We start from the raw sequence: 15,889 nt of genomic DNA on the forward strand, positions 1-15,889 counted from the left end.
GCGCGCCGCTAGTCGTCCACGTGCTCGTGGCCGCCGATGCGGCCCGGGCGCCAGTAGCCTTCCGAATGGACGTTCGCCTTGGCCACGCCGCGGCCGATCAGGTGCTGGCGCACCCGGCGGATGATGGACGTCTCGCCGAGGGTGTAGGCGTGGCCCTCGCCAGGCGGCAGCTCAAAACCTTCGGCGGCGCGCAGCAGGACCTGGCTCTGTCCGGCCGGCGCATCGCGCGGCAGCCAGACGAGGTTGACCTCGCCCCTGGTCTCCAGCGGCTGGCGGTCGGCGTCGCTCTCGATCTCCAGGAACACGTCGGCCCGGGCGCCGGCGAGCAGGGTCTCCAGCATCGCGAAGATGGCCGGCTGGGCCGTCTCGTCGCCGATGAACAGCCGCCAGTCGGCGCCGTCCTTCAGCACGTGCCGGCCGCGGGGGCCCAGCACCGTCAGCCGGTCGCCCGCCCTGGCCGAGCGGCAGTGGCGCGCGCCGGGCGCATCGCCGTGCAGCACGAAGTCGATGGCCAGCCGCCCGGCGGCCTTGTCCAGGCTGCGGATCGTGTAGTGGCGCCGCTCGTGCCCGCCGTCGGCCGGGATCATCAGGATCACCTCCTGGCCGGGCTTGTGCTCGAACTGGTCGAGGTCGGGCGCGGTGTAGACCACCCGCCGCAGGCGCGGGCCGACATCGAAGGCCTCCACCACCTCGAAGCTCCAGGCCCGGCCGAACCGCCGGCGGAACAGCTCCGGGTCCATCTGGGGGAAGGGGGGCGGCAGGTCCGCCTGTGCAAGGCTCGCGTCGGCCATCGGTCGCTCCATCAACTGTGAGTACCGATGTATTCAGATATATCGCAACGCGCAAGGTGCTGTTGCGAATTATTTGCAAGACGAGCGGGTCCGATGCGCCGCGGCGCGGGGGCCGCGGCGCATCGCGCTTGGCTAGCGGGCGACCTCGTAGAGGCCGCTGACGTCGATCCGCACCTTCAGCTCGCCGGGCGCGATCTTGGTCGAGGCGTCCATGGCCTCGGCCCGGGCCATCTGCAGCATCGGCATGGGCGGGGGCACGGCGTAGCCGCCGGCCTCGCTCAGCGACACCAGCCGCACGATGCGGTGGCCGGTGGCGTCGGCGTAGAGGGCGGCCTTGGCCTCCAGCGCCTTCACGGCCGCGCGCCGGGCGGCGTTCTCGGCTTCGGTGGGATCGTTGAGGCCGAAGCTGATCCCGTGCACCTGGTTGGCGCCGGAGGCCACGGTCGCGTCCACCACCTGGCCCAGCCGGTTCAGCTCGCGCACCGTGATGGTGACCTGGTTCGAGGCCTGGTAACCGACCAGCTTGGGCGGCTGGTTCTGCTCGTAGCGGTACTGGGGCGAGAGGTTGAGCTGCGAAGTCTGGATGTCCCGGTCCTCGAGGCCCGCGCGCTTCAGCGCGGCGATCACCCGGCTCATCTGGTTCGCGTTGGCCTGCATGGCCGCCGCGGCCGTCGCCGCCTCGGTCATCACGCCCAGCGAGATGGTGGCCATGTCCGGCGCGATCTTGGTCTCGCCGTAGGCCGACAGGTTGAGGGTGGTGGCCCGGAACATCGACTCCGCGGCCGGCGGCGGCGCCTGGGCGAAGGCGGCGGGCGCGGCGGCGGCCCCGGCGGTCAGCATGGCCAGGCCGAGAACGCCGGCGCGGGCGAGGGTCTTCATGGCGGTCAGGTCCTTCAAGGGGAGGGCGAACACGGGCCCTAACCTGCCAAGCTTGACCTGAACGCAGGCTGTCGACCACCCGGCGCCTGCCGTTCAGCCGCCTTCCACGCCCGGCGCCCTTCGTGCTACCGCACCGGGGCCGCTGCTACGGGCCTGTAGCTCAATGGTTAGAGCCGGCCGCTCATAACGGTCTGGTTGCAGGTTCGAGTCCTGCCGGGCCCACCAGCCGCGCCGTTGGCGGCTCTACGGCGCCTTCACGGCTTCGATCACGTCGGCGACGAACTTCGCCAGCTTGAAGCCGGGCTCGAGGTCGAAACCGCGGCGGACGACGATCAGGTCGTGTTCGGGGACGATCATCGCATACTGCCCGCGCGCGCCGGCGGCGGTGTAGCAGCCCTCGGGGAGGCCCTGGCCGGGGCCGAACAGCCAGAACTGCGCGCCATAGCCGCGGCCGTCCGGATAGCTCGGCTGCGCCGGGGCGGGGGTGGCCACATAGGCCGGCCAGTCTTCGGGCAGGATCCGTTCGCCGTTCCAGACCCCGCCGCCCGCGTAGAGAAGGGCGAATCTGGCCATGTCGCGCACGGTCGACCACATGTCGCCGCTCATCAGGAAGTCGCCGTTCCAGTCCACCTCCAGGACGGTGCGGGTCATGCCGATCTTCCAGAGCACCTCCTCGAACGGGAAGCGTAGGTGCCGGGCGTCGTCGCCGAGCGCGGCGCGCAGGGCGCGGATCGCCAGGATGGTGTCCGAGCCGGAGTAGACCCAGCGCGCGCCGGGCGGCGAGTCCATGATGTTCAGCGCCGAGCGCTCGGCCGCCGCGGCGCCGCCGAAATAGAGCTCCTGCTGCGGATTGCCCGCCGCCTCGGTGTAGAGCCCGCTGGCCATGTGCAGCAGGTCGTTGAGCGTGATCTGGCCGCGCGGATCTCCCGGCCGGCTCCACTCGGGCAGGACCGGGCGGGCGTGGATGTCGAGCAGCCCCTGCTTCACCGCCGCCCCGACCACCGTCGCCGCGACGCTCTTGGCCGCCGAGTTCGTCCGCTGCGGCGTGTGCATGTCGTAGCCGCGGCCATAGCGCTCGCTGAGGATCTTGCCGCCCTTGAGCACCGCGACGCCCCAGGTGACGCCGCCGTACTTTCCGGGCTCGAAGGCCGCCTCGACGACGGCCTCGAGCCGCGCCGAGCCGGGCGCGGTCGCGTTCCGGTCGCCGTTCGGCCAGTCGAGGTCGTCCATGGAGGGCGGACGGACGTCGGCCGGCAGGTTGGGCAGGTGCTTCACCGCCTCGGCCGTCGCCCCGATCGGCAACTGGGTCGCGCCCAGCACCGGCCGCCAGGCGGCGATGCGGGGCGGCATGTCGTCGGCGTAGCTGACGCTCACCGTCTTGGCCGCGTCGTCGATCTGGGCGGTCATGCCGTCGACGATCTTGCCCATCGGCGCGCCCTCGAAGATGTCGGCCTTCAGCTGCGCCTCGCTGAGGCCCGCCGTGAAGCGGCCGGTCGCCACGTAGAGCGCCTTGTAGGCGGCCGCCAGCGCGCCGCGGTGGCGCCAGGTGCTGCCGCTCGGCGAGGGGCGGGCTTCGGGCGCGGCTTGGGCCGCCGGGGCGGCGTCGGCGGGACGGGTGTCGAGGGTCTCGGGCATGGGGACCGCTCCTAGCCGGCGTTCAGGGTCTGGCGGTGCAGCACGCGGCCGATCTGCTGGGTGGGGTAGGCCTGGATGGCGATGCGCTCGGCCCGGTGCGGGTCGTCCCGGACCTCGCAGGGGGTGTCGAACAGCATCACCGGCCGCCGCTCCAGGTCGTAGGGCGCCCACTCCGGAATGGCCGGGTTGTTGGGATCGCCGGTCCGGGCGAAGGCCAGCCAGGTTTCGCTCATGGCGTTCGCCATGGCCTCGGTCTCCGCCGTCGGCGGGCCCACCATGTGCCGGGCCTTGGAGACGTTGTCGTGGACAAACGGCAGGTCGAGGGAGTGGGGCGTGATCCGCCGTCCGCCCTCCACCGGCGTCTTCCACATCAGCCGGTAGGACCAGACCGGGGCGCGGCCCTGCCTCGCCTTGGCTTCCGTCTGGATGAGGCTGTCCAGCCAGTAGCCGCGCGCGGTGGTGATCTTGAAGAAGATCTCGGACGGGCTGACCGCCGGGTTCTCGGCCCGGAAGGTCTTGACCAGCGCCGGCACGTCCTCGGCGGGCACGAAGCGGGCCAGCCGCTCGGCCATCTGCGCCTCGGTGAGGCTGAAGTTGGTCTCGTCTGCGGTGCCCAGCTGGTTGGAGAGTTCGGTCCGGCAGGTGCCGATCATCATCGGGATGTCGGCGCTGATGGCCGGCGCGGCCGGGTCCCACGGGTGGGCGTCGAACACCGTCTCGTCGATGGTCGGCGAGAAGCGGCGGTTGGTCTGGCCCTGCACGTCGCGGTTGGCCCGCCGGATGTCCTGCCAGGACAGCGCCCGAAGCGTCGCGACGTCGCCCCGACGGATATCCAGCGCCTTGAGCAGCCGGTCGGTCAGCTCGTTGGCCTGGTCGCGGGTCAAAAGGCGGATGTGCGAGCCGCTCTGCACGATGCCCTTGTGGAACAGCCCCCGGGCGGCCTTGGCGGCCATGGCGATGCTGACCTTCCGCCCGCCGCCGGACTGGCCGTAGATGGTCACGTTGCCCGGGTCGCCGCCGAACGCTTCGATGTTGTCGCGCACCCATTCCAGCGCCGCGACGATGTCGAGGAAGCCGGTGTTGGCCGAGCCGGCGAACTCATCGCCCATCGCGTCGGCCAGGGCGCAGTGGCCGAAGACGCCCAGCCGGTGGTTGATCGTCACCGCCACCACGTCGCCTCGACGCGCCAGGTTGGCGCCGTCGTAGAGCATGTTGGAGCCCGAGCCCGCCTCGAACCCGCCGCCGTGCAGCCAGACGAGCACGGGCCGGCGGCCCGCGTCCGGAGACGGCGTCCAGACGTTGAGGACCAGGCAGTCCTCGCCCATCTCCGTGCGCTTGTTCGGCGGTCCGCCGACGGAGAGGCCGCCCGGCGCCTGGGGGGCGGTCTCGCCGTAGTCGACGGCTTCCCGGACGCCGGTCCACGGCTTCGGCGGCCTCGGCGGCAGGAAGCGGTTCTCGCCGCCGGTGGGCGCGCCATAGGGCATGCCCTTGTAGATGCTGACGCCGCGGAACACGTAGCCCCGCACCTTCCCGCAGCTCGTCTGGACGATGGCGCTTTCGGCGAAGTCTTCAGGCATGGGGGCCTCCTAGGGGATCGCTGGGCGGCAGGACCTTGGCCAGGGCCTGCCAGGCGTCTTCGGCGCTCAATTGTGCTTCCCCGAAGCCCATGGTGGCGATCACCATGTCGTGGCGGGGCAGCACGAAGCAGAACTGGCCGCGCGCGCCGGCGGCGTAGAACATCTCCTGGGGCGCCAGGGGCACGCGGCCGTTGGTGTTCAGCCACCAGAGGAAGCCGTAGTTGGGGTTGCGCGGGGAGGGGCTCACCGCCTCCTCAATGAACTCGCGGGCGACGAGCTGGCGTCCGGCCCAGCGGCCGCCGTTCAGATAGAGCTGCCCGAGCCTGGCCAGATCGCGGCAGGACATCAGGATCGAGCCGCCGATGCGCACGTTGCCGGCCTTGTCGACGCCCTCCGGCTGGTAGCCGAAGGTCTCGCAGCCGAGCGCTGCGACCACCCTCTCCATCATGTAGCGGTGACTGCTGACGCCGCTGGCGCCGGCGATCACGTCGGCCAGGTGATCGGCCGCCGCGCCGTCGTAGTAGAAGGTCGAGCCGGCCGCGAGCGAGACGCCGTAGCCCTCGGGCGAGCCCTTCTCGCCGACCGGCTGCCTCACGTACTCGTCCCCGGGACCCGGAGGCTTCGGCGCGGCGTCCAGCCGGCGCGGGCGCCGGGTGCTGGGCTTGACCATCAGCGTGCCGCCGCTGGTCATGGTCAGCAGGTGGCGGATGGTCACGTCCGGCTGCAGACCCGAGACCTCGGCGGGATGATAGCGGCTGGCCAGGTCGTCCAGCTGGATCAGGCCTTCGGTGATCGCGCGCCCGACCATCGTCGCGCCCCACGACTTGCCCGAGGAGAAGGAGACGTTGCGCCAGCCGGGCTCGGCCCGATGCCAGGGGTTGGCCCAGTACCGTTCGAAGGCGATCTCGCCGCCGCGCACGACCACCAGCCCCTGGCGCTCGCCCCGCTGTCCCAGCGCCTCGGCGGCCTCGGCCAGGGCCTGGGCGTCGAGACCCTGGGCGGCCGGCGTGGAGACGACCCACGGCCCCAGTCCCGGTCCCTTCTCGGCGCCTTCGGCCATCGATGCGTCGTCCTCAGACGTTCCAAATAACGGAACGCAATTTCATGTGGCGAAATCATCGGAGGCGGGCGACGGAACGTCAATCCGCGATCTTGCGGGGCGGACGATGAAGCTTGCGGCCTGTGCATCGTCCCGTCTTCCGCTAAGCTGGCGGGGCGCCTCGCATGAATGGCGCGCCTGGAACCCTCCAACAGATGTTGCTCATCGCTTCGGCCGTCGTCCTCCTCCTGGTGGTCCTGAACGGCCTGTTCGCCATGTCCGAGCTGGCGATCGTCTCGTCGCGAAAAGTGAAGCTTCAGGTGCAGGCGGAGCGGGGGAGCCGGGGGGCTCGCGCCGCCCTGAGCCTGGCGCAGGATCCCAACCGCTTCCTCTCGGCCGTCCAGGTGGGGATCACCCTGGTCGGCATCCTGGCCGGCGCGTTCGGCCAGGCCACCATCGCCGGCGAGCTCGACGGCCTCCTGGAGCAGAACGTTCCGGCGCTCGCCCCCTATTCCGAGGCGATCGCGACCGGGGTCGTGGTGGTCGTCCTGACCTACCTCTCCCTCATCGTCGGCGAACTGGTGCCGAAGCGGATCGCGCTCATCCATCCCGAGGCGATCGCCAGGGTGGTGGCCCGCCCGCTGCAGCTGCTGTCGGCCGCCATGTCGCCCTTCGTCACCCTGCTGACCGGATCCACCGCCTTGGCGCTGAAGCTGCTGCGCATCAAGGACGCCGACGGCAGCGCCATCACCCAGGAGGAGGTGGAGACGGTCCTCGCGGAAGGCACGGGCGCCGGCGTGATCGAGCCGGAAGAGCAGGAGATGATCCAGGGGGTGATGCGCCTGGGCGACCGCCCTGTCCGCGTGGCGATGACCCCGCGGCGCGACGTCTACTGGGTCTCTCTGGAGGATCCCGAGGAGACGCTGCGCGACGATATCCGAAGCTGTCCCTACTCGCGCATGGTGGTGGTCTCCGGCCAGGACTTCGACAGCCCCCTCGGCGTGGTCCACAAGCGCGACGTGGCCGACATGCTGCTGGAGGACCGGCCGTTCGACCTGCGTGCGCTGATCCAGGAGCCGCTCTACATCCCGGAGACCACCTCGCTGCTGGGCGCGTTTGCGCAGCTCAAGGGCTCCGCCACCCACATGGCCTTCGTGGTCGACGAGTTCGGCGGCCTGGAGGGGGTGATCACGCCCACCGACCTGCTGGAGATGATCGCCGGCGACTTCAACGAGGCGCACGACGAGCCCGGGCAGGCGATCATCCGCCGGGAGGACGGCAGCTGGCTGGTCGACGGCCGGGCCGATCTCGTCGAGCTGAGCGACGTGCTCGGCGTCTCCCTCGGCGATGGGCACGGATACCACACCATCGCAGGCCTGATCCTCGACCGTCTCGGCCGCTTCCCCGCGGAGGGTGAGACCCTGACCGTCGGCGGCGTTCAGATCGAAGTCGTCGATATGGACGAGCGGCGGATCGACAAGCTCGTCATCCGGGTCTCGGAGTCCGGCCTCGGGCTGGAGGATCTCTCCGGCTGAGTCCCGGTCAGGAGGGATGGCGGGCTTGCGGAAGGTGTCGTCCTGTTCAAGAATATCGATACGTCGTTCCAATAAATAGAACGCCCCGGCGGTCGCGGCGCGGGCGTTCGGGCCCTCCACTCGGATACCCGGCATGACCACTGACAGCGAGGGGACGCTCACCGCCCGCCCCGCCACGGGCGCCCGCCCGTCGCCGGCCGCGCCGACGCCTGCGGTGACGGGTCCCCTCAGCCGGTTCATCGCCGGCGCCCAGTCGATGAAAATTGACGAGGAGACGCTCGACCTCGGCCGCCGGCACATCCTCGACACCCTGGCCGCGACCGTCGCCTGCCGGGACCTGGAGCCGTCGGTCCTGGCCCGCCGGTTCGCCCTGGCGCACTCGGGCGACGCCCGCAGAAGCGCGGCGACCATCCTGGCGACGCACGAAAAGGCGGCGATCGTCGATGCGGTGTTCGCCTCGGCGATGACCGCCCACGGGGCCGAGATCAACGACTTCAATCCCTCCGCTCTCGTGCAGCCGGGGCCGGCCATCGTCAGCGCCGCCATCGCCCTGGCCGAGCAGCGGCGCCTGCCCGGCGCGGCCGTGCTGAAGGCCGTCATCGTCGGCTACGAGATCGCCGGCCGGCTGCCCAAGGCGCTCGGGCGGGCCAACCTCAACCGCTCGGGGCTCGCCAACCACGGGATCGCGCCGACCTTCGGCGTGGCCGCCTGCGCAGCCTCGCTGACGGGCCTGGCGGAGGACCGCATCAGCGACGTCCTGACCTACTGCTCGCAGCAGGCGTCCGGTTCCTGGCAGTGGCTGCTCGACGTCGAGCACGTGGAGAAGTCGTTCGTCTTCGCCGGCATGGGCGCCCGGGCCGGGCTGCAGGCGGCGCTGTTCGTCGAGCACGGCTTCCGCGGGGTGCGCGACAACCTCGACCACCCGGGCGGCTTCATGAACCAGGGCATGTTCACCGCCCCCGGCGGGGACCTGAACCGCGCCTACCTAGTCGAGGAGCTGGGCTCGCGCTGGGAGCTGCCGCTGACGGCCTACAAGAAATACCCCACCGGCGGGCCGACCCAGCCGGCGGTCGAGGGCCTGCTCCAGCTGCTGCCGGAGCTGGACAGGGAGCGCATCGAGAGCGTCCGGATCGAGATGCCGGGCCGCTGGCAGGCGTTCCGCGACGCGGCCATGCCGGCGCTCAACCTGCGCTACCTGACCGCCATCATCCTGATCGACCGGCGGCTGGACTTCGTCTCCGCCCAGTCGCTGGAGCGGATGCACGGCGATGCGCAGGTGGGGGCGCTGATGGGCAGGGTGGACGTGGTCCACGATCCCAAGCAGGAGGCCGGCCCCGGCCAGGAGCGGGTCGAGTCGGCGCGCGTGATCGTCACCGAGGCGGGCGGGCGCCGGCGCGAGGCCTTTGTGCCCTACGTGACCGGCTTCCCCTCCCACCCGATGTCCAGGGCCGAGGTCGAGGAGAAGGCGAGGGGACTGCTGACGCCGGCGCTCGGCAAGGCCCGCACCGACGCCCTGGTCGAACGGGTCTGGACGCTCGAGGCGATGCCGAATGCGGGCGAACTCGCCGGGATGATCGCCACATGACCGACGCCGATCTGACGGCCCCCGCGGCCGGAGTTTCCGGGCCGGTGAAGGTCGAGACCCGATCCGGCGTGCTGGTCGGGGCGCGTGAGGGCGGCCTCGTCCGCTTCCTCGGCGTGCCCTACGCCAGGCCGCCGGTGGGAGAGCTGCGCTGGCGTGCGCCGCAGCCGCTGAGCTGGACCGGCGAGCGGGCGGCGACCGCCTTCGGGCCGCCCGGCCTGCAGCGGACGCCCTCCGACGGGCGGCCGAACGGCGCCGGGGTCTCCGGCGCCTCGTCCGAAGATTGCCTCTACCTCAACGTCTGGGCCCCTGCGGAGGCGCGCGGCGCGCCGGTCATGGTGTGGATCTACGGCGGCGGCGGGACAATGGGATCCGGCTCGGTCCCCAGCTACGACGGGTCGGCCTTCGCCCGCGACGGCGTGATCCTGGTCACCATCAACTATCGGCTGGGCGCGCTCGGCGGCTTCGCCCATCCCGCGCTCACCCGGGCCACGCCGGCCGGCGAGGGGCTGGCCAACTACCATCTGCTCGACGCGATGGCGGCGCTGCGCTGGGTGAAGGACAACGCCGCGGCCTTCGGCGGCGATCCGGGCAACGTCACGGTCTTCGGCGAGTCGGCCGGCGCGACGATCACCGCCAACCTGCTCACCTCGCCGATGGCCAGGGGCCTGTTCGACAAGGCCATCGTCCAGTCGACCGGCTCGCTGCCGACGCCGGGGACGCCTCTGGCCGCCGCCGAAGCCTTCGGCGCGCGGCTGGCCTCGGCGCTGGGCCTGCCGGGGGCCGAGGCCACGGTCGAGCAGTTGCGGGCGCTGCCCGGCGAGGCGGTGATCGGCGTCGAGCGCCTCGGCGCGGGCCTGCGCACGGTCATCGACGGCCGGGTGAAGACGCAGTCGATCATGGACGCGTTCGCCGCCGGGGAGGCCATCGACGTGCCGATGATCATCGGCACCAACAGCGACGAGGGGCGCCTGTCGGGCACCCAGCGCGTGGCGACCTACGCCATGAGCGGCGCCCCCGTCTGGCAGTACTTCTTCGATTACGTGCCCGACTGGCGACGGGCCGAACAGCCGAACGGGGCGGCGCACGCGGCCGAGATCCCCTACGTCTTCGACACCCTGAGGCGCGACCGCCGGATCGGCGGCCGCGCGACGGATAAGGACCAGTCCGTCGCAGACTACATCCACGCCTGCTGGGTCGCCTTCGCGAAGCTGCCGGCGGGGGCCCGGGCGATCGAGGGGCCTGGCGGGTTCGTCTGGCCGGCGCGGACCGAGGCCAACGATCGGACCGTGGCGATCTTCCAGGAGAGGCCGTCGCTCGGTAAGGCCCAGGATCTGCGCTCGCCCCCGAACGGGGCGCCGCCGGGGCCGACCAGTCGGGACGAGGAGTAGGCTTGGACACCACGGTCGCAAAAGGAATGGCGGTGCTGGAGCTGCTGGCCCGGGCCGACGGGCCCCTGCGGCTGAGCGCCATCGCCCAGCGGCTGGAGCTGCAGAAGAGCAACGTCCACCGGCTGCTCGGGACCCTCTCCAAGCTCGGCTACGTGACGCAGGAGGCGGAGACCGGCCGCTACATGCCCACCCTGAAGCTCTGGGAGCTCGGCGTGGGGGTGCTCCACGCCCACCCGGCCCGCCGGGCGGCCGCGCCGGCGATGGGCGAGCTGCACCGCGCCACCGGCGAGACCGTCAGCCTCACGCTGCTCGACGGGGAGGAGGTGCTCTACCTCGACAAGCTGCTGTCGCCGCGGCCGCTCCGGTTCACCACCCGCCCGGGAAGCCGGGCCCCGGCCTGGCTGACCCCGTCGGGCAAGGCCATGCTGGCCCAGCTCGACGATCCTGCGCGCAGCCTGGAGAACACCCGCCTGCGGTGGCCCTGGGCCCGCGACCTGGACCTGGACGGGATGCTCGCCGAGCTCGCGCAGGTCCGCCGCCAGGGCTACGCGATCTCGGAGGGCGACGCCTCGGCCGGCGTCATCGGCATCGCCGCCGCCATTCCGGCCGCCGGCGCCCCGGCGGCGATCACCGTCTCCGGCCCGGCCGAGCGCATCTCGGCCGCGAAGCGCTCCCAGATCGTCGAAGCGGTGCTGCACGCCTGCGCCCGGATCGCCGAGAGCGCCGCATAAGCCCCCGTTGGGCGGCCGGGTCGCTCATCGAACCTGCGCCGCCCGTTCCGCCGCCCAGCGCCCGAAGGCCAGGGTCTCGGCGACGGCGCGAGGGTCGGGGCGTCGGTCGGCCTCCGGCCCGGCCGCGCTCCTGGCGCGCTCGGCGAAGGCGGCGGCGACCAGGTCGGCCCAGCGGGGCTCGAGCCTGGCCCGGGCGAAGGCGACCGCCGAGCGCTTGGAGCGGACCTCGCCGGTCTCCAGCGTTCCCAGGGCCCGGGCGCAGATCAGCACGCCCGACGCCTGGCCGTAGGCGCTCCTGAACCACGACAGCTCCGGCGTCAGGCGCTCGAGGTTGCCGAGCAGCACCTGGGCGGCCTCGCGCCTCAGATCCTCGCCGCTCACCGGGTCCACCAGTTCCGCGGCCGGCGGGCCCGTAAGGCGCACGCCCTTCTCGCGCAGCACCCAGCGGACCATCTGGCAGTTGTCGTACTCCCGGCGGACCGGGGCCTCGTCTTCGCTGACGAACCAGAAGGGATAGGCGTAGGGCCCGGGCCGCCACATCCCCGGCTCGCGCAAGCCGTCGGGCCTGGGCTCGCCCGGCGGATCCCGCGGCTCGGTGGTGAGCCGCCGAAGCGCGAAGGCGGGGGCGTACGAGCCCTCGAGGTTCTGCGCCCAGGGCCCAGGCAGGCGGCAGAGCTCCCGATGCAACTCGTGGACGGGGCCGATGTCCGTGGCGGGGATGTCGTCGCGCAGGACGACCAGGAAATCGACGTCGCTGGCCTGGTCGAAGTCTCCCACCGCCAGGGAGCCGTGCAGATAGGCCCCGACGAGGTTGTCGCCGAGAAGGGCGTGCAGGCCGACGAGCCAGCGGTGAAGCACGCCGTCGAGGTCGGCGTGCGGGGTCCAGGCGCGCAGCGGCGGCGCGCCCTCTGTAGGCTTGGTCATCTCAGTGTGTCCCGAACGAGTTTCAGCGCTCGCGGCGCGGTGGCGCGCGAGGATCAGGCGGCGGCCGCTAGGGCGGCGGCGGACTTAAGAAGCCGCGTGGCTGGCGCGCATCCGGGCTCTCCTCTGGACGGCCGCAGAGTACCGCCTCTGGGCCGCCGCGGACAACCTTTCGGCCCGTCGTCGGATCGCAACGCGGGCTTCACGCGCACGACACACGCCTGCTGCAAGACCTGCCGCCAACGAGCGGGCCGCGTAGCAGGGCCCCGCGGAAAGGGTGTCGGATGGGGGCTGGCAAGAGCCTCGGCTGGGCGGGCCTCGCGCTGCTCGTGACGGCCTGCGGCGGCGGCGAGCGCGAAGGCGCCACGGCCGGCGGGGACTGGCGGGCGCAGATGGGGCAGGTGCGGATGGCCGTCCGCGGCTCCGAGGACGACCCGCAGATGGCCCGCCGCTGGGACGTCTACAAGCGCCACCTGGAGGCGGCCACCGGCCTGCCGGTGAAGCTCTACGAGAGCTCCGACTACAACGGGACCATCCAGGCGCTTTCCACCGGCCAGGTGGACATGGCCAACATCGCCGGCGGCGGCTACGCCAACGTCGACGCCCAGGTGGGGGACAAGGTGGCCCCGATCCTCACCGTCCGCGACGCCGAAGGGGCCATGGGCTACTACTCGGCGATCCTGGTGAAGGCGGAGAGCCCTTACCGCACCGTCCAGGACCTGAAGGGCAAGTCCCTCGGCTACGTCGATTTCAACTCCACCTCCGGCTACCTCTACCCCCGCTCGCAGCTGCGCGAGCAGGGGATCGACCCCGACACCTTCTTCGGAAAGTCGACCTTCGCCGGCGGCCACACCCAGGCGGTGATGGCGCTGGAGAACGGCCAGTTCGACGCCACCATCATCAACGTCGGCGGCGGCACGCCCGAGCACGGCTTCACCACCGGCGCCCACTACACCATGGCCCGGCGCGGGGTGGTGGACCTGAAGGACTTCCGCATCATCTGGACCGTGGGGCCGATCCCCAACTCGGCGATCGTCACCCGCACCGACCGGCCGCAGGCGTTCATCGACACCGTGCGGGGCGCGATGGCCGCCCTGCCGTACGACGATCCGGAGATGTGGAGCCAGATCGGCCAGGCCGACGGCTCGGCCTTCACGGCCGTGAACCGCTCCCACTACGCGCAGATCATCAAGCTGCGCGACCAGGATCTCAGCCAGCGTCGGGGGCGCAGGCCATGAGGCGTATCGCTCTCGCCGTGGGCGCCCTGCTGCTGATGGCCGCCGGGCCCAACCCCCAGACCCCGTTCCGCATCGGCGTGATCGGCGCCGAAGGGCCGTGCGCGGCGCCGACCGCCTCGGCTCCGGCCGGCGAGCAGGCCTATGCGCAGCACCTGCAGGCGCGGCTGGGCCGCGAGGTGCGCCACTGCCCCTATCCCGACGCCGCCGCCGCCGCCCGGGCGCTGGCCGCCGGCGAGGTTGACATCGCGCCGCTCGACCCGGCCGCGTTCGCGGCCGTCGCCGGCCAGGCGCGGGCGATCATGACCGTGCGCGAGAAGGGCGCGCTCAACCGCATCCCGTCGCTCGTGGCGGTGAAGGCGGGCGCGCCCTACCGGGTGCTGGCGGACCTGAAGGGGCGGCGCGTGGTGTTCGGCGGAGCGATCCCCGCCGCGCTCCACCTGCCGAAACAGGCGCTGGCCGACCACGGCGCCGGCGAGGGCTTCTTCGGCGCCGAGACGATCGCCGCCGATGAGGAGGCGGCGCTGGCCGACCTGCGCGCCGGCCGGGCCGACGCCGCCGTGCTGCACGCGGGCGCCTGGCGTCGGCAGTGCCGCGGCCTCTCGCCCAGCGACCAGCCGTGCGCGGACCTGGCGGTGGTCTGGAAGGCCAGGCCCCAGGCGGCCCAGGCGCTGGCCGTCCGCAACGACATGCCGGACCCGCTGCGCTTCCAACTGGTCGGCGTCCACGTCGCCCTGCACCTGGAGGCGCCGGAGGCCTTCGCCTGGGCGGCGCCGAAGCTGGGCGCCAACCCTGAGTCCTTCGAGCCGGCGGAGGCCCAGGCGCTCACCCTGGCGCTGATGAAATGAGCCGCCCCGAAGCCGAGGTCGTCGCGCAGTTCGAGCGGACGCGCCGCAAGGCGCTGGGCCGCCAGCGGCTGGAGGCGGCGGTGGGCCTTGGCCTCTTCTCCGCCCTGCTGGCGGTCTCCTTCCACCGCAGCGAGTTCTTCACGTCCGAGGTCGGGGGCGATCCCCTCGGGCGGATCGCCGACTTCATGGACAGGATGGCGCCGGACCTGAAGGCCGAGGTCCTGTTCGAGGGCAGGCAGACCGACGGCTCCCTCTACTGGTGGTTCTACGACCTGCCGCTGTGGCTGAAGGCCGGCTGGCAGACGGTGGAGATGGCCATCCTGGCCACCGCCCTCGGCGCCTTGATGGCGCTGTTCGCCGGCTTCCTGTGCGCGCGCAACCTGATGCCGCTGTCGCCGGTCCGCTTCGCGGTGCGCCGGACGCTGGAGGCGATCCGCACCCTGCCGGACCTGATCATGGCGCTGATCCTGGTGGCCGCCTTCGGGGTCGGACCGCTGGCCGGGGTGATCACCCTGGCGATCTCCACCATGGGATCGCTCGGCAAGCTGTTCTCGGAGATCAACGAGGAGGTCGACCCCCGTCCGCTGGAGGCCCTGGAGGCGAGCGGCGCAGGCCTGGTGCGCAAGATCCGCTACGGCGTGCTGCCGCAGGTGCTGCCGGCCTACGCCTCCTATGCGCTGATCCGGCTGGAGGGGAACCTCGCCGGGGCCGCGGCGCTGGGGATCGTCGGCGCGGGCGGCATCGGCCTCGAGCTGCAGCGGGCGATCACCTACACTGAGTTCGACACCTATCTGGCGATCCTGCTGCTGATCGTCGGGATGATCTTCCTGATCGACGTCGCCTCGGAGTGGATCCGTCACCGGCTGATCGGCCTGGAGGGGGCGAAATGAAGGACGACGCCTATCGCCTCGCCATGGCCGCCGCGCCGCGGGCCATGCAGCCGTCCTGGGGAAGCCGTGCGGGCCGCCTGGCGCTGGTGGCCGGCGGGCTGGTCGCCCTGACGCTGATGGCCATCGACCTTCAGCTGACGCCGCAGACCCTGTTCACCGGCTTCGGCAAGCTCGGGCGGCTGCTCGGCACGGCCGTGCCGCCGGACGACGGGGGCCAGCTGCCGCGCATCCTGCGCTCGATCGCCGAGACCTTCGCCATGGCCTTCGCCGGCACGGTGCTGGCGGTGCTGGGGGCCATCCCGCTGGGCGTGATCGGCGCCAAGACGGTGGTCCCCCAGCCGGCCCTGCACTTCGCCTTCCGCCGGTGCCTGGACCTGTTCCGCGGCGTGCCCGCCCTGGTCTGGGCGCTGATCCTGGTCTCGGCCTTCGGGCTGGGCCCGTTCGGCGGCGTGATCGCCCTGGCCCTGGCCGACATCCCCAACCTCGCCAAGCTGTTCTCCGAGGCCATAGAGAACGTCGACGGGCGGCCGGTGGAGGGCGTGCGGGCGGCCGGCGCGAGCCCCCTGAAGGTGATGCGCTATGGCCTGGCGCCCCAGGTCGCGCCGGTGATGGCCAGCCAGAGCCTGTTCTTCCTGGAGGGCAACTTCCGCAATGCGGCGGTGCTGGGCATCGTCGGCGCCGGCGGCATCGGTTTCGAGCTGGAGGAGCGGATCCGCATCTTCGCCTTCGACCAGGCCGCCTTCATCATCCTCCTCTACATGCTCGCCGTCGCCGGCCTCGACACCCTCTCGCGCGAACTGCGCAAGAAGCTGGCTTAGGGCCCCTACCTCCCCCG

Annotated in this window: 14 protein-coding genes and 1 tRNA gene; 9 read left to right on the plus strand and 6 right to left on the minus strand. The window is 72.0% G+C overall.

Annotation, left to right across the window (positions count from 1 at the left end; all coding sequences use genetic code 11):
* Positions 1-8: 8 nt before the first annotated feature.
* Positions 9-791, minus strand: a complete 783-nt coding sequence (locus ACFSC0_RS13755; protein ID WP_377283588.1) for a siderophore-interacting protein — start codon at positions 789-791, stop codon at positions 9-11.
* A 132-nt stretch (positions 792-923) separates the two neighbouring features.
* Positions 924-1,670: an SIMPL domain-containing protein gene (locus ACFSC0_RS13760; protein ID WP_377355165.1), complete on the minus strand. Its 747-nt coding sequence runs from the start codon at positions 1,668-1,670 to the stop codon at positions 924-926.
* Positions 1,671-1,819: 149 nt separating this feature from the next.
* Here ACFSC0_RS13760 and ACFSC0_RS13765 point away from each other — a divergent pair.
* Positions 1,820-1,895, plus strand: a tRNA-Ile gene (locus ACFSC0_RS13765).
* Between the two features lie 18 nt (positions 1,896-1,913).
* Here the strand turns inward: ACFSC0_RS13765 and ACFSC0_RS13770 are convergent.
* From ACFSC0_RS13770 to ACFSC0_RS13780, 3 genes are read right to left on the minus strand one after another with little or no spacing between them, the layout of a single operon-like run.
* A complete protein-coding gene (locus tag ACFSC0_RS13770) occupies positions 1,914-3,305 on the minus strand; it encodes a serine hydrolase domain-containing protein (RefSeq protein WP_377283586.1) in 1,392 nt (463 codons plus the stop codon).
* Positions 3,306-3,316: 11 nt separating this feature from the next.
* Positions 3,317-4,882: a carboxylesterase/lipase family protein gene (locus ACFSC0_RS13775; protein WP_377283585.1), complete on the minus strand. Its 1,566-nt coding sequence runs from the start codon at positions 4,880-4,882 to the stop codon at positions 3,317-3,319.
* A complete protein-coding gene (locus ACFSC0_RS13780) occupies positions 4,875-5,942 on the minus strand; it encodes a serine hydrolase domain-containing protein (RefSeq protein WP_377283584.1) in 1,068 nt (355 codons plus the stop codon). Before ACFSC0_RS13780 ends, ACFSC0_RS13775 begins: the two co-directional genes overlap by 8 nt.
* A 194-nt stretch (positions 5,943-6,136) precedes the next feature.
* On the opposite strand from ACFSC0_RS13780, the gene ACFSC0_RS13785 reads away from it, so the two are divergent.
* The 4 genes from ACFSC0_RS13785 (at position 6,137) to ACFSC0_RS13800 (ending at position 11,160) form a co-directional block, all read left to right on the plus strand.
* Positions 6,137-7,456 carry a hemolysin family protein gene (locus ACFSC0_RS13785; RefSeq protein WP_377283583.1) on the plus strand — a complete coding sequence of 440 codons (1,320 nt, stop codon included), beginning with the start codon at positions 6,137-6,139 and terminating at the stop codon, positions 7,454-7,456.
* Between the two features lie 133 nt (positions 7,457-7,589).
* Positions 7,590-9,041, plus strand: a complete 1,452-nt coding sequence (locus ACFSC0_RS13790) for an MmgE/PrpD family protein (protein WP_377283582.1) — start codon at positions 7,590-7,592, stop codon at positions 9,039-9,041.
* On the plus strand, positions 9,038-10,429 hold the full coding sequence (locus ACFSC0_RS13795) for a carboxylesterase/lipase family protein (protein WP_377283581.1): 1,392 nt from the start codon (positions 9,038-9,040) through the stop codon (positions 10,427-10,429). Before ACFSC0_RS13790 ends, ACFSC0_RS13795 begins: the two co-directional genes overlap by 4 nt.
* Before the next feature lie 2 nt (positions 10,430-10,431).
* Positions 10,432-11,160: an IclR family transcriptional regulator gene (locus ACFSC0_RS13800; RefSeq protein WP_377283580.1), complete on the plus strand. Its 729-nt coding sequence runs from the start codon at positions 10,432-10,434 to the stop codon at positions 11,158-11,160.
* Between the two features lie 24 nt (positions 11,161-11,184).
* On the opposite strand, the gene ACFSC0_RS13805 is transcribed toward ACFSC0_RS13800, so the two are convergent.
* The gene (locus tag ACFSC0_RS13805; protein WP_377283579.1) at positions 11,185-12,084 is read right to left on the minus strand and encodes an aminoglycoside adenylyltransferase domain-containing protein; all 900 of its coding nucleotides are present in this window, start codon (positions 12,082-12,084) and stop codon (positions 11,185-11,187) included.
* A 281-nt stretch (positions 12,085-12,365) separates the two neighbouring features.
* Between ACFSC0_RS13805 and phnD the strand changes: the two genes are divergently transcribed.
* The 4 genes from phnD to phnE (ACFSC0_RS13825) are packed head-to-tail and all read left to right on the plus strand — an operon-like array spanning position 12,366 to position 15,872.
* Complete coding sequence (gene phnD, locus ACFSC0_RS13810) at positions 12,366-13,319, plus strand: phosphate/phosphite/phosphonate ABC transporter substrate-binding protein (protein ID WP_377283578.1); 954 nt, start codon at positions 12,366-12,368, stop codon at positions 13,317-13,319.
* A complete protein-coding gene (locus ACFSC0_RS13815) occupies positions 13,316-14,164 on the plus strand; it encodes a PhnD/SsuA/transferrin family substrate-binding protein (RefSeq protein ID WP_377283577.1) in 849 nt (282 codons plus the stop codon). The genes phnD and ACFSC0_RS13815 overlap by 4 nt, the downstream gene beginning before the upstream one ends.
* Positions 14,161-15,054, plus strand: coding sequence for a phosphonate ABC transporter, permease protein PhnE (phnE, locus tag ACFSC0_RS13820; RefSeq protein ID WP_377283576.1), 894 nt, complete (start codon positions 14,161-14,163; stop codon positions 15,052-15,054). Before ACFSC0_RS13815 ends, phnE (ACFSC0_RS13820) begins: the two co-directional genes overlap by 4 nt.
* Entirely contained in the window at positions 15,051-15,872 is an 822-nt protein-coding gene (gene phnE, locus ACFSC0_RS13825) for a phosphonate ABC transporter, permease protein PhnE (RefSeq protein WP_377283575.1), read from the plus strand. Before phnE (ACFSC0_RS13820) ends, phnE (ACFSC0_RS13825) begins: the two co-directional genes overlap by 4 nt.
* Positions 15,873-15,889 lie beyond the last annotated feature (17 nt).

Source organism: Phenylobacterium terrae (assembly GCF_042681205.1).
GTDB classification, from domain to species: Bacteria; Pseudomonadota; Alphaproteobacteria; order Caulobacterales; family Caulobacteraceae; genus Phenylobacterium; species Phenylobacterium terrae.